The sequence below is a fragment of the Enterobacter cloacae subsp. cloacae ATCC 13047 genome (assembly GCF_000025565.1).
GTDB classification, from domain to species: domain Bacteria; phylum Pseudomonadota; class Gammaproteobacteria; order Enterobacterales; family Enterobacteriaceae; genus Enterobacter; species Enterobacter cloacae.
Genome location: NC_014121.1, coordinates 3070738 through 3084215, shown reverse-complemented (window position 1 = coordinate 3084215; position 13478 = coordinate 3070738). Strand labels below are relative to the sequence as shown.

Here is a 13478-nt window from a genome sequence, read left to right as displayed (position 1 = left end):
AACGGCACGCCAACGACTGGAAGCCCGCAGCCTTCCAGTCGCTCTCTTTTTAATCAATTTGCCGTATCAGTCAGATAGCGGCGAATGGCACGTAAGACGGCGTCTGGTTTTTCCGCATGAACCCAATGTCCGGCGCCAGCTATGACATGAGCGCGTGCCTGCGGGAATTGCGCCAGCAGGGTATCGCGACAGGCGTCGGTAACGTAGGGCGAATTGCCGCCACGAATGAAGAGGGTAGGGTGCGGCCATGCCGGAACGGTTTCCCAACCAACGATGTTATCGTACTGCTCCCACAGCACCGGCACGTTGAAACGCCACTGACCGTCAACGAACGATTTCAGCAGAAACTGGATAACCCCTTCTTCATCCAGATGCTCACGCATAACGACGGCTGCCTGTTGGCGCGTCGAGACGCCAGCGTTGGTCACCGCGTTGATGGCGGCGAAAATCTCATCATGGCGACGGACGTTGTAATCCACCGGGGCGACATCTATGACCACCAGGCCACTTATTCTTTCTGGTGCCAGAGCCGTCAGGGCCATGACCGCTTTGCCGCCCATGGAATGCCCGATCAACGTCACTTTCTCGAGATTGTTGGCATCCAGCGTATCCAGCAGATCCTGCGCCATGGCCGCATAGGTCATCTCTTCTGAACGCCCGGAAAGGCCATGATTTCGCATATCCACCTGCAAAATATCGTGATCGGTAACCAGATCGCGTGCCAGCACGCCCAGGTTATCCAGGCTGCCAAACAGCCCGTGAACCAGTACGATGGGAGGATTCGTGTTCGGCGATTGTGCAGATTGCGCTCGGGTATTCAATTTCATGGCAAAGTTCTTTTTTTAGGTGTGACAGGTTAGGGTATTATGTTGACCATTCTGCCGCCCGGCTGCAAGGTTCCAGTTTAATCTGACTTTTGCCGCCAACCTGGTTTGACGCTATCCGCTGTTGGGATTTGACTTTATAATCTCAACGACTTGTATTCAGATAAGATATCGCACTGGATTAAGATGAAAACAATCGAAGTTGATGACGAACTCTATCAGTTTATTGCCAGCCAAACGCGGCATATCGGGGAGAGCGCGTCCGACATTTTACGGCGCATGCTTAAAATTTCCGCCGCCTCACCGTTTGCTACCCCAGCCACTAAAGATGTCGTGTCTCAGCCGAGTGTTGTTGCACAAGCAAAACCTGCCGCCGTGCAGGTGAAAGACAAAGTACGTGCGATGCGCGAGCTGCTGCTGTCTGATGAATATGCAGAGCAGAAAAAAGCGGTCAACCGCTTCATGCTGGTGCTGTCTACACTTTATTCACTGGATAACAAGGCGTTTGCTGAAGCGACTGAGTCGCTGCACGGTCGCACGCGCGTCTATTTCGCGGGCGACGAGCAGACGCTGCTGCAAAATGGCAACCAGACCAAACCTAAACATGTCCCTGGCACACCGTACTGGGTCATCACCAATACCAATACGGGCCGCAAGTGCAGCATGGTTGAACACATCATGCAGTCCATGCAGTTCCCGGCGGAATTGATTGAAAAGGTTTGCGGTACAATTTAACCCTTGCATCAGAAGGACCCGGTAATGGCAAATCACAGCCGTGCAGGCCAACCTGCACAACAAAGCGATTTGATTAACGTCGCTCAGCTGACCGCGCAGTATTATGTGCTGAAACCGGTCGTGGGCAACGCAGAACACGCAGTGAAGTTTGGGACATCAGGCCATCGCGGTAGCGCGGCACGCCATAGCTTTAACGAACCGCACATTCTGGCCATTGCTCAGGCCATTGCGGAAGAGCGCGCCAAAAACGGTGTTACCGGTCCGTGCTACGTGGGAAAAGATACTCACGCCCTGTCTGAACCGGCATTCATTTCCGTGCTGGAAGTTCTGGCGGCGAACGGCGTTGATGTAATTGTGCAGGAAAATAACGGTTTCACCCCAACGCCTGCCGTCTCTAACGCTATCCTTGTGCACAACAAAAAAGGTGGCCCACAGGCTGACGGTATCGTTATCACGCCTTCTCACAACCCGCCGGAAGACGGTGGTATCAAATACAACCCACCTAACGGTGGCCCGGCAGATACCAACGTCACCAAAGTGGTGGAAGACCGCGCCAACGCCTTACTGGCCGATGGTCTGAAAGGCGTTAAGCGTATTTCTCTGGATGCGGCCATGGCGTCCGGCCACGTGAAAGAGCAGGATCTGGTGCAGCCGTTCGTGGAGGGGCTGGCGGATATCGTCGATATGGCGGCTATCCAGAAAGCCGGCCTGAAGCTGGGTGTGGATCCGCTGGGCGGCTCTGGTATTGAATACTGGAAACGCATTGCAGAGCATTACAAGCTGGATCTGACCATCGTTAACGATCACGTCGATCAGACCTTCCGCTTTATGCACCTTGATAAAGACGGCGCGATCCGTATGGACTGCTCCTCCGAGTGCGCGATGGCAGGCCTGCTGGCACTGCGTGACAAATTCGATCTGGCCTTCGCCAACGACCCGGATTATGACCGCCACGGTATCGTTACCCCGGCCGGGCTGATGAACCCAAACCACTACCTGGCTGTGGCAATCAACTACCTGTTCCAGCATCGTCCACAGTGGGGCAAAGAGGTGGCTGTAGGTAAAACGCTGGTTTCTTCAGCGATGATCGACCGCGTGGTCGATGCGCTGGGTCGCAAGCTGGTGGAAGTGCCGGTGGGCTTTAAATGGTTTGTTGACGGTCTGCATGACGGCAGCTTCGGCTTTGGTGGTGAAGAGAGCGCGGGGGCATCCTTCCTGCGTTTCGACGGCACACCATGGTCAACCGACAAAGACGGTATCATCATGTGTCTTCTGGCGGCGGAGATCACCGCGGTCACCGGCAAGAACCCGCAGGAACACTACGACGAGCTGGCGGCGCGCTTTGGTGCACCGAGCTACAACCGTATCCAGGCAAGCGCGACCTCCGCACAGAAAGCAGCCCTGTCTAAACTCTCTCCGGAGATGGTCAGTGCCAGCACGCTGGCCGGTGATCCGATTACGGCACGTCTGACGGCTGCGCCGGGTAACGGTGCCTCTATCGGTGGTCTGAAAGTGATGACCGAAAATGGCTGGTTCGCCGCGCGTCCATCCGGTACGGAAGATGCGTACAAAATCTATTGTGAAAGCTTCCTCGGCGCTGAGCATCGCCAGCAGATTGAGAAAGAAGCGGTAGAGATTGTCAGCGAAGTGCTGAAAAACGCGTAAGTGGTGTTCGGCGCGGGCTGATGCCCTCACCCCGGCCCTCTCCCACAGGGAGAGGGTGAAAACACGAAAAACGGCAACCCCTGGGTTGCCGTTTTGCTTTTACCTAACTATGTTTATTCTTCAATTCAAACCGCGGTGAGACCAGCCCGTACAGCGTCCAGCCCATAAAGGTCACCATCGCACCATAAAGCATCGCCTCCTGGCCGGATGAGTAGAGCGCATAGAAGCTGTAAATCGCCCCAATCAGCGCCACAATATTGGCCGCCCGTGCTTTACGGGGATCGACTTTCGCCACCTTCTGAATGATCACCAGCGCCGCCATCGACAGAATATATGGAATGATATTCGTCACCACCGCCAGGTTGACCAGCACGTTGAACTGGCTGTTCAGCGACGGGCTAATGGTCATCAGCGACAATCCGCTCTGGAAGATGACAATGGCCAGCATGCCCTGCACCGGCGCATCGGCTTTGGTCACGCGGGAGAAGATTTTCGGGAAGTAACCTTCGTCAGCCGAAGATTTAAACACCTGCGCGATGGTGAACTGCCAGCCGAGGAGCGAACCGCAGCAGGACATGACCATCAGCCCCATGATCACTTTCCCGACTTCCGGGGTGAACATCTGCGCGAAGGCCAGCCCAAACGGCGCCGTGGAGTTAGCCAAATCCATGTTCGGTACGATACCGGCAATAACGTTAGTGGAGACGATATAGATCACCGCCGCGCCCAGCGTTCCGCCAAGAACGGCAATCGGGACGTTCTTTTCCGGGTTCTCTACCACTTCCGCGTTTGCGCAGGCAGATTCCAGACCAAGGAAGGCCCACAGCGTCATGGCGATAGAGGACCCCACAGCGGAAAAGAACGGCACATGGTGCGGGTTCCAGGAGTTCGCGTACAGGGTCGGACTGAACCAGAACCATCCGATGATGCATAGCCCGACAACCGGGATAATCACGCCCCAGACGGTGATGCTACTCAGCTGGCCGGTGATGCGCGCGCCGCCAAAGTTGGCCACGGTGCAGATCCACAGTACGCCGATGGTCGCCAGCCCAATTTGCACCGGGCTGAGCGTGGCACCAAACAGCTCCGTACCGTAACCCACGGCGGAGATGGCAATCGCCACGTTGGCGATCAGCAGCGACACGCCATAGGTGTAGTTAGCCATAAAGTTGCCAGATTTGCCGAAGGCGTATTCGGCGTAGCCGCCCATCCCGCCTGACTTGCGGCTGAACATTCCGCATTTGGCAAATGCCCATGCCAGCGCCATGGAGCCGACCGCGGTTACCAGCCAGGAGATAATCGAAATAGTACCCACCTCGGCAAGTTTGGTGGGCAGCATAATAATCCCTGACCCCATCATGTTGACCATGGTGAGGATGGTCAGCTGCACCACGCCCATCTTGTTGGACTTACTCATAATTTTTCTCCTTTCAGCAGCGCGGGCTGAGCGGCGGGTTGTTTGATGACGTTACAGCGAACCTGTTTGCGTCCATCGCACTCCTCAACGTACACACCCTGTAGTTCCGGTGCGAAGCCCGGTAAAAGGTTGATACCCTCTTCCAGCGCGGCAAAGTAGCGCAGGACGGAGCCTCCCCAGACTTCACCCGGAACCACGCACAGCACGCCTGGTGGGTAAGGCAGGGCGCCTTCGGCGGCAATACGGCCTTCCGCATCACGCAGCGAGACCAGTTCAACCTCACCACGCAGATACGCATAGTTTGCGTCCTGCGGGTTCATCATCACGCGAGGGAAGTGAGACTTGCGGAACATCTCTTTTTGCAGCTGTTTCACGTTATGGCGGGCGTACAGTTCATGCATCTCCTGGCATATCTGGCGCAGGGTATAACCGGCGTAGCGTTCCGGGTATTGCTTACAGATAGACGGAAGCACCTCTTTTAATGGCGCATCGGTCTGAAGCAGTTTTTCGAAACGCACCAACTGTGCCACCAGCTGCTGCAGCTTGCCCATATCTTCCGCAGGGGTCAGCAGGAACAGGATAGAGTTGAGATCGCATTTCTCCGGCACGATGCTGTTTTCACGCAGGAAGTTAGCCAGGATGGTGGCGGGCACACCGAAATCCTCATACTCGCCGGTACGGGCGTTGATGCCCGGCGTGGTCAACAGCAGTTTGCACGGGTCGATAAAGTATTGATGCTCGGCATACCCTTCAAAAGCGTGCCAGTTTTCACCCGGCACAAAGTGGAAGAAGCGCAGGTCGGTGGCAATTTCAGCCGTGTCCCAGCTTTCCCACGGACGGCCATCTACCAGCTCCGGCACGAACGGGCGAATAAACTGGCAGTTCTCCAGGATCAGCTTGCGTGCTTCAATGCCGGTAACCACGCAGTCCATCCACATATTGCGGCCACTCTGCCCCTCGTGCATGCGGGCGTTGATATCCAGTGCGGCAAACAGGGGGTAGAACGGGCTGGTGGAGGCGTGCATCATAAAGGCGTTATTCAGGCGCTTGTGCGGGACATAGCGCGGTTGGCCTTTAATATGGCGGTCTTTCTTGTGAATTTGCGAGGTCTGCGAAAAACCCGCCTGCTGTTTATGGACTGACTGGGTAACCAGGATCCCCGGATCGTTTTCGTTCAGCTCCAGCAGCAGCGGAGAGCAGTCGGCCATCATCGGAATAAATTGCTCGTAGCCCACCCAGGCAGAATCGAACAGGATGTAGTCGCACAGGTGACCAATTTTATCGACGACCTGGCGGGCGTTATAAATGGTGCCATCGTAGGTGCCCAGCTGGATCACCGCCAGACGGAACGGACGTTCGTCACGCGCACGACCCGGCGCCACTTCCGATACCAGCTCGCGCAGGTAGCTCTCCTCAAAGCAGTGGGCATCAATGCCACCAATAAAGCCGTACGGGTTGCGCGCCGTTTCCAGATAGACCGGCGTGGCACCCGCCTGAAGCAGGGCTCCGTGGTGGTTGGATTTATGGTTATTACGATCGAACAGCACCAGGTCGCCGGGGGTGAGCAGGGCGTTTAGCACCACTTTGTTAGATGATGAGGTACCGTTCAGCACAAAGTAGGTTTTATCCGCATTAAACACTTTCGCCGCGTGTTGCTGGGCAATGCACGGCGCGCCTTCATGAATCAGCAGATCCCCCATGGCCACGTCGGCGTTGCACAGATCGGAGCGGAAAAGCGTTTCGCCGAAGAAATCGACAAATTGATTACCGGCAGGATGACGGCGGAAAAATTGCCCACCCTGATGCCCCGGACAATCGAATGCGCTGTTGCCCTGATTCACGTAGTCGACCAGTGCGCGGAAAAACGGGGGGCGTAGCTGGGTTTCGTACTTCTGCGCGGCCGCTTCCAGTTGACGTCCGTAAAAGTCGTTACTGGTCTCTGAACACTCAAACACACCGTGGATGCGCGATAAATATTCAGCCGGAATGAACTCTTCTTTATGTGTCGCAATGAATACGGGAATACCAAACCCGGTAGCTTCTATTTCTTCCAGAGTGCCACTGGAAATATCGCTCACGGCCAGAACAATGGCGGCCACGTCAATATAATCAGAGGTGCTGACATCTACCAGTTCACGGTGAGTGGTAAAGCAATCAGGGCATGCACGGCTGGTTGCAATTTTTAAACTTTTCATCTTTCTCTCTTTATTTAAGGCAATATTCGTCCCTCGATTTCTCGCAAGAAAGAAATCGATAATGTCCGGAAAAAAAAGCAAAGTGTGGCCGCTGATAAAAAATCAGTAAGTTGCTTTTTAATGAATGAGATTCAGTCCGCCCGGCTGCGGATAAGTCTGAATTAAATTGAATGAACGCACGCCTTCACAGGCAACGGCCTGTAAAATAGAGTTTTTTCAGGTTAACCTGCAAGCGGGTGCGCCAGAAGTCGAAGGACTACCGGGCATTAAAGAGATGGAAGTCAAAGCAGTTTCGGTGGGCAAACATCATGATATGTGTTGTCCGCCTTATATGGGGCATCAAGCGATTATTGTTTTCCATGTTTCATTTTCCTTTCAGTAATTGAAAGCATGGTCATTTTATCCAGGAAAAAGCGATTAACTGTGAATCAGATCACCCTTAACCGATCAAATCAGAAATAATTATTCGTTTTCGATGAATATCGCAGATCAAAACACTGGTTTGTTGATGATGCGTTAACGGATTGTGTTGTTTCTGTTTTGAATGAGCGAAAATAAGCCAAAATTATCGCTTATGGCTTATTTAAACGGAATTATGTGGGTGGGTTTGTTTTTATTGGAAATAAAATTGAATAGTTATTCAAAGCATAAACCGATAACCGATACCGGTTTCAGTTAATAAATGGCGAGGACGTGCGGGGTCGGTTTCAAGTTTTTGGCGCAGGTGGCCCATATATATGCGTAAATAGTGACTATGTTCCACGGCGTTGGGTCCCCATACCTGAGCCAGCAGCTGACGTTGGGTCAGCACCTTACCGTGGTTGTTGAGCAAAACCGCAAGCAGGCGGAACTCTATCGGCGTGAGATGGATCTCCTCTTCACCGCGCACAATACGTCGCGAAGCGAGATCAACGTGCACATCACCGAAAGTGTACGTTGGGTCGGCAGGCGTGGCGGCACCGTGGCGACGCAGCGCCACACGAAGGCGAGCCTGTAACTCACCAATCCCAAAAGGTTTAATAAGATAGTCGTCCGCCCCGGCATCCAGCGCGGCGATTTTATCTGACTCTTCGGTGCGTGCGGAGAGCACCAGAATGGGCATCTGGCTCCACTGGCGCACCTCGCGAATAAAATCGATACCGTCGCCATCCGGCAAACCGAGATCGAGGATCACCAGGTCCGGCTTGCGGGTAGCGGCTTCAATCAACCCGCGCTGGAGCGTACCGGCATCATGAACACGCAGACCGTCACCTTCCAGCGCAGCGCGCAGAAACCGGCTAATGGCGAGTTCATCTTCTACAATCAGGACGTTGATCACAAATCCTCTGGTAATTCATCAAGTTCTGGCGGGGTGTCCAGAGGAAGTGTAACACAAAAACGTGCACCTCCTTCCGGGCGGTTCTCCGCCGAAATGGTGCCGCCATGGACGTCAATAATGGCCTGGCAGATCGCCAGACCCAGCCCAACCCCCGGAATGGCAGACTCTTTATTGCCTCGTGAGAATTTTTCGAATATCGCTTTTTCCTGCCCGGCAGGAATACCGGGCCCGGTGTCCCAGACATCGAGCCGCAGGGTGTGATCTTCCACCGAAGCATTCACCCCAATTTGCGCGTGTGCTCCGGCATATTTACCCGCATTTTCCAGCAGATTAATTAACACCCGCTCAAACAGCGGGCCATCAACGTGAATTAATGTCAGGGGATCGGGCATGTTCAGGGCGATATGCCGTCCGCCGAGACCGGGCTCCAGCATTTTCAGCGCGCTTCCTACCACTTCCTCAAGCGTGAGCCACTCTTTTTTGAGGTTGAACCCGCCAGACTGTATCCGCGCCATATCGAGCAGGTTATTCACCAGCCGCGTGGTGTTCAGCACGTGCTGGCGGATCTCGCTGGCCTGCAGGGCGTGTTTTGAACCTTCCGCCGCCAGATCCAGGGTCAGAATTTCCGACTGGCCAAACAGCACGGTGAGAGGCGTGCGAAGATCGTGTGAGAGCGCTGCCAGCAGCGAGTTGCGAATGCTTTCGCGCTCGCTTGCCAGCCGGGCCTGTTCTTCGCTGGCCGTCAGCGCCAGCCGCTCCAGGGCGCTGGCAACCAGCAACGTAAAGGTCTCGAGCAGCCTCTGCTGCTCGGGGATCATCAGCTGGCGCAGATTAGAAGGCTCGACAATGACCAGCCCCTGATTTTTATCCGCGCTGCGCAGCGGCAGGATCTGATACGGCACGCCGGGGAGGGTGTCTGTCCCTGCGCCTGCCGGTAACCCTTTATCGAAGCTCCAGCGTGCAATGGCCTCATCCCACGGCGTCATGCCCGTGGCCGATGTCAGCGGGCGCAGCTTACCGTGCTCATCCGGGAGTAAAATCAGGTTACTGGCGTTAAATGTCGAGCGGATAAACTGCTCGCTGGTCTGGACGATATCCAGCGGCGTGCGCCCTACCGCCAGCGATTTAGACATCTCGTATAAATGTCGGGTGCGCTGTTCACGATAGCGGGCGATACGTGCCTGATAGCGAACGCCTGCCGTCAGATTCCCGATCACCAGCCCGACGGTGAGCATGACGGCAAACGTGAGGACGTACTGTACATCCGAGACGGCAAGCGTTCCGCGCGGGTCGATAAAGAAGAGATCGAAGCTGATGACGTTAATTACCGTTGCCAGGACTGACGGCCAGCGCCCGTAAAAGAGCGCCACCACCACCACGCCGAGCAGGTAGATCATCACCAGGTTGGCGGCATCAAACGCAATCAGCCACTGGCTGGCAATAAAAGTAATCAGGGCGCAAAGCACGACGGCGATAAGGCAACCGCGAAGCTGGATGCGCCATTTATCGGTGAACGTGCGGCTGTCTGGCGCACGGTTGGGTAACGGCGTGGGTTTGTCGTCCAGCGCCACGACCACCAGATCCAGGTCGGGTGCACGCCGGGCCAGCTTGTCGGCAAACGATTCGCGGCTAAACCAGCGCCGGTGCTGGCGACGGCCAATGACAATTTTGCCCAGGTTGTGCTCACGCGCGTAGCGCAGAATGGCTTTATCTTCCTGCGGATCGGAGAGGGTCGCGGTTTCCGCCCCCAGCTCCTGCGCCAGGCGCAGCGAACTCAGGATCGCGCGACGCTGGTTTTCTGGCAGGGCGTGAAGCTGCGGCGTTTCGACATACACCGCGTGCCAGACGCTGCCGAATTTCGCAGCCAGCCGGGCGGCGGTACGGACAAGCTTTTCATTGCCGCTACCGTGACCAATGCACAGCAGGATGGCATCCCGCGTATGCCAGACGCGTTCCTGTCCTTGCAGATCGCGCCAGGCACGCATCTGGTCATCCACGCGATCGGCGGTGCGGCGCAGGGCCAGTTCGCGCAGGGCGATCAGGTTGCCTTTACGAAAGAAGTGTTCGATGGCGCGTTCGGCCTGGCCTGCAATATAGACTTTCCCTTCATGCAGGCGCTGGCGCAGATCGTCTGGCGGCAGGTCCACCAGCACCACTTCATCAGCGGAGTCAAAGAACGGATCCGGCACCGTTTCGCGCACCTGAATGCCGGTCACGCCGCTGACCACGTCGTTCAGGCTTTCAAGATGCTGAACATTCACCGTGGTGAAGACGTCAATCCCGGCTTCAAGTAACTCTTCTACGTCCTGCCAGCGTTTGGGGTGGCGCGAGCCTGGCGCATTGCTGTGCGCCAGTTCGTCCATCAGAATAAGGGCGGGGCGGCGGGCGAGGGCGGCATCGAGATCAAACTCCGTCACCAGCCTGCCACGATGGCTGATACGGCGAGGAGGCTGCGTGGCCAGCCCCTTTAACAACGCCGCGGTCTCTTTACGGCCGTGGGTTTCCACCACGCCGATCAGAATATCGAGCCCCTGAGCCCGAAGCCGCTGAGCTTCTGTCAGCATGGCGAAGGTTTTCCCGACGCCCGCGCAGGCGCCGAAGAAAATTTTCAGCTTGCCGCGATGGGCTTCAGCTGTCTGTTCCAGCAGCCTGTCAGGATCCGGGCGCAAGGGCTCGTCGGTCATTTAGTTATTCCTTAGCGCGTCCAGCGCCAGATTCAGCTCAACAATATTCACTACCGGCATGCCAATGAAACTGACCAGCGGCTTTTGCGTGTGCGCTGCCACCAGCTGGCTGACCTGCTCGACGCTCAGATGACGGGCAGCGGCGACGCGCGGTATCTGCCAGGCCACCGCTTCAGGCGTCAGGCTGTAGTCCAGCCCACTGGCGGAGGCGGTCACCAGTTCAACTGGAATCTCCCGGCTGGCCTGCGGGTTGGCGCTGCGCAGGGCCGCCACACGCTCAGCGATGGCTTTGTCCAGTTCAGGATTACTGCCCGCCAGGTTGCTCCCGCCGGATGCCATCGGATTATACGGGCTATCGGCGGTAGCGGAAGGGCGTCCCTGAAAGTACCGGGCGTCCGTAAAGTTTTGACCAATCAGGCGGGAGCCGCGGTTTTCACCCTGCTGTATGATCAGCGAGCCATTGGCCTGATCCTTGAACCACCACTGGCCCAGCGCGGTGGTCAGCAGCGGGTAAAGCCCACCGGTAATGAGAGACAGCAGAATAAACAGAAGTATAGCGGGACGTAACATCGTCATTTGATTCACCTTTTAAACCAGCCCGAACAGCGTTAACAGCAGGTCGATAGCTTTAATCCCGATAAAGGGCACCAGCAGCCCGCCCAGCCCGTAAATCCACAGGTTACGGCGCAGCATGGCAGCAGCCGTCAGCGGTTTATAGCTCACCCCTTTCAGCGCCAGCGGGATCAGGAAGACAATAATCAGGGCGTTGAAAATCACCGCACTGAGAATGGCCGAAGACGGGGAGTGCAGATGCATCACGTTCAGCGCGTTTAGCTGCGGATAGGTGGCCGCGAACGCTGCGGGAATAATGGCGAAATACTTCGCCACGTCATTGGCGATACTGAACGTGGTTAATGACCCGCGCGTCATCAGCATCTGTTTACCGATATGCACCACTTCAATCAGCTTGGTCGGGTTAGAGTCAAGGTCGACCATGTTGCCCGCCTCTTTTGCCGCCTGGGTACCGGAGTTCATCGCCACCGCCACGTCGGCCTGTGCGAGGGCAGGGGCGTCGTTGGTACCGTCACCGGTCATCGCGACCAGACGACCTTCCGCCTGGTACTGACGGATCAACGCCAGCTTGGCTTCCGGTGTGGCTTCCGAGAGGAAATCATCCACGCCCGCTTCTGCGGCAATCGCGGCGGCAGTCAACCGGTTATCCCCGGTGATCATCACCGTTTTAATTCCCATTTTACGCAACTGGGCGAAACGCTCTTTAATGCCGCCTTTGACGATGTCCTTCAGCGCAATCACCCCCAGCACATTCGCCCCTTCGGCTACGACCAGCGGTGTGGCCCCCTGGCGGGCAACGCTGTCAACCAGATTGTCCACTTCCGGTGGAAAATGGCCGTTGTTGGCTTCAATGTGGCGACGAATGGCATCAACGGAACCTTTACGGATCATGCGCTCCTGAATGTTGATACCGCTCATTCGGGTTTGTGCCGTGAAGGGGACAAAAGTGGCGTGCAGGCTCTGCACATTACGCTGGCGCAGATTAAAGCGCTGTTTCGCCAGAATAACGATGCTGCGGCCTTCCGGCGTTTCATCGGCAAGAGACGAGAGCTGGGCGGCATCGGCCAGCGTTTTTTCATCCACGCCCGGGGCAGGTAAAAACTCGGAGGCCTGGCGGTTGCCGAGGGTGATGGTCCCGGTTTTATCCAGCAGCAGCACATCCACGTCACCGGCGGCCTCTACGGCGCGTCCGCTGGTGGCGATAACGTTCGCGCCCAGCATGCGGCTCATACCCGCCACACCAATAGCGGAGAGCAGGCCGCCGATGGTGGTTGGGATCAGGCAGACCAGCAGCGCCACCAGCACGGTGATGCTGACCGCGGTGCCCGCGTAACTGGAGAAGGGCCACAGCGTGGCGGTAGCCAACAGGAAGACGATGGTCAGCGCCACCAGCAGAATGGTGAGGGCAATTTCGTTGGGTGTTTTACGACGCTGCGCGCCCTCAACCATGGCGATCATCCGGTCGAGGAAGGTTTCACCCGGGTTGACGCTGCACTGGATCACCAGCCAGTCGGAGAGAATACGCGTCCCGCCCGTGACCGAGGCGAAGTCACCGCCAGATTCACGAATGACCGGCGCGGATTCCCCGGTAATAGCGCTCTCGTCTACCGAGGCGCCCCCTTCAATGACTTCGCCATCACAGGGGATGATGTCACCGGCTTCCACCAGCACCACATCGCCTTTACGCAGCTCATCTGCCGGCACGTGGTCCATCTGCGCGCCGTATTTTGGCTCACGTAATTTACGTGCGAAGGCGGTCTTTTTTACCCCTTTCAGGCTGTTGGCCAGCGCTTTACTGCGGCCTTCCGCCAGCGCCTCGGCAAAGTTGGCAAACAGCACGGTAAACCACAGCCACAGGCTGATGGCTCCGGTGAACATCGCGTTGCCCGGGAGGTGACCCGTTCCCATGGCAATCGCCAGGACGGTAGTCAGCACGCTGCCTGCCCAGACGATAAACATCACCGGGTTGTGCCACTGTACGCGCGGGCTCAGCTTTTTCACCGCATCCATGAGGGCCTGTCGAACTAACGACGGTTCGAACAGGGCCAGTTGTTTACGACTCATGAC

General features: G+C 56.5%; 10 protein-coding genes. 2 read left to right on the top strand and 8 right to left on the bottom strand.

Features of this window, described 5'->3' with window-relative positions; genetic code table 11:
* Window positions 1–53: 53 nt before the first annotated feature.
* Window positions 54–827, bottom strand: a complete 774-nt coding sequence (ybfF, locus tag ECL_RS14880) for an esterase (RefSeq protein ID WP_013097562.1) — start codon at window positions 825–827, stop codon at window positions 54–56.
* A 183-nt stretch (window positions 828–1010) separates the two neighbouring features.
* On the opposite strand from ybfF, the gene seqA reads away from it, so the two are divergent.
* Both seqA and pgm read left to right on the top strand, forming a co-directional pair.
* Window positions 1011–1559 (top strand): replication initiation negative regulator SeqA, encoded by a 549-nt coding sequence (gene seqA, locus ECL_RS14875; RefSeq protein WP_013097561.1) that lies wholly within the window; start codon window positions 1011–1013, stop codon window positions 1557–1559.
* 24 nt (window positions 1560–1583) lie between these two features.
* Window positions 1584–3224, top strand: a complete 1641-nt coding sequence (gene pgm / locus ECL_RS14870; protein ID WP_013097560.1) for a phosphoglucomutase (alpha-D-glucose-1,6-bisphosphate-dependent) — start codon at window positions 1584–1586, stop codon at window positions 3222–3224.
* A 103-nt stretch (window positions 3225–3327) separates the two neighbouring features.
* On the opposite strand, the gene potE is transcribed toward pgm, so the two are convergent.
* From potE to kdpB, 7 genes are all read right to left on the bottom strand, one after another.
* Entirely contained in the window at window positions 3328–4641 is a 1314-nt protein-coding gene (gene potE, locus ECL_RS14865; protein WP_013097559.1) for a putrescine-ornithine antiporter, read from the bottom strand.
* Window positions 4638–6836 carry an ornithine decarboxylase SpeF gene (gene speF / locus ECL_RS14860; protein ID WP_013097558.1) on the bottom strand — a complete coding sequence of 733 codons (2199 nt, stop codon included), beginning with the start codon at window positions 6834–6836 and terminating at the stop codon, window positions 4638–4640. Before speF ends, potE begins: the two co-directional genes overlap by 4 nt.
* 256 nt (window positions 6837–7092) lie before the next feature.
* A complete protein-coding gene (gene speFL / locus ECL_RS14855; RefSeq protein WP_003858645.1) occupies window positions 7093–7197 on the bottom strand; it encodes a leader peptide SpeFL in 105 nt (34 codons plus the stop codon).
* Window positions 7198–7476: 279 nt separating this feature from the next.
* Complete coding sequence (kdpE, locus tag ECL_RS14850) at window positions 7477–8154, bottom strand: two-component system response regulator KdpE (RefSeq protein WP_013097557.1); 678 nt, start codon at window positions 8152–8154, stop codon at window positions 7477–7479.
* On the bottom strand, window positions 8151–10838 hold the full coding sequence (gene kdpD, locus ECL_RS14845) for a two-component system sensor histidine kinase KdpD (protein ID WP_013097556.1): 2688 nt from the start codon (window positions 10836–10838) through the stop codon (window positions 8151–8153). Before kdpD ends, kdpE begins: the two co-directional genes overlap by 4 nt.
* On the bottom strand, window positions 10839–11414 hold the full coding sequence (gene kdpC, locus ECL_RS14840) for a potassium-transporting ATPase subunit KdpC (RefSeq protein WP_013097555.1): 576 nt from the start codon (window positions 11412–11414) through the stop codon (window positions 10839–10841).
* A gap of 12 nt (window positions 11415–11426) precedes the next feature.
* Window positions 11427–13475, bottom strand: coding sequence for a potassium-transporting ATPase subunit KdpB (gene kdpB, locus ECL_RS14835; RefSeq protein ID WP_044158784.1), 2049 nt, complete (start codon window positions 13473–13475; stop codon window positions 11427–11429).
* Window positions 13476–13478: the final 3 nt, after the last annotated feature.

Bases quoted from the DNA above. Each gene is read 5' to 3' on its own strand.
- ybfF (WP_013097562.1), bottom strand. From the start codon at position 827: ATGAAATTGAATACCCGAGCGCAATCTGCACAATCGCCGAACACGAAT.
- seqA (WP_013097561.1), top strand. From the start codon at position 1,011: ATGAAAACAATCGAAGTTGATGACGAACTCTATCAGTTTATTGCCAGC.
- pgm (WP_013097560.1), top strand. From the start codon at position 1,584: ATGGCAAATCACAGCCGTGCAGGCCAACCTGCACAACAAAGCGATTTG.
- potE (WP_013097559.1), bottom strand. From the start codon at position 4,641: ATGAGTAAGTCCAACAAGATGGGCGTGGTGCAGCTGACCATCCTCACC.
- speF (WP_013097558.1), bottom strand. From the start codon at position 6,836: ATGAAAAGTTTAAAAATTGCAACCAGCCGTGCATGCCCTGATTGCTTT.
- speFL (WP_003858645.1), bottom strand. From the start codon at position 7,197: ATGGAAAACAATAATCGCTTGATGCCCCATATAAGGCGGACAACACAT.
- kdpD (WP_013097556.1), bottom strand. From the start codon at position 10,838: ATGACCGACGAGCCCTTGCGCCCGGATCCTGACAGGCTGCTGGAACAG.
- kdpC (WP_013097555.1), bottom strand. From the start codon at position 11,414: ATGACGATGTTACGTCCCGCTATACTTCTGTTTATTCTGCTGTCTCTC.
- kdpB (WP_044158784.1), bottom strand. From the start codon at position 13,475: ATGAGTCGTAAACAACTGGCCCTGTTCGAACCGTCGTTAGTTCGACAG.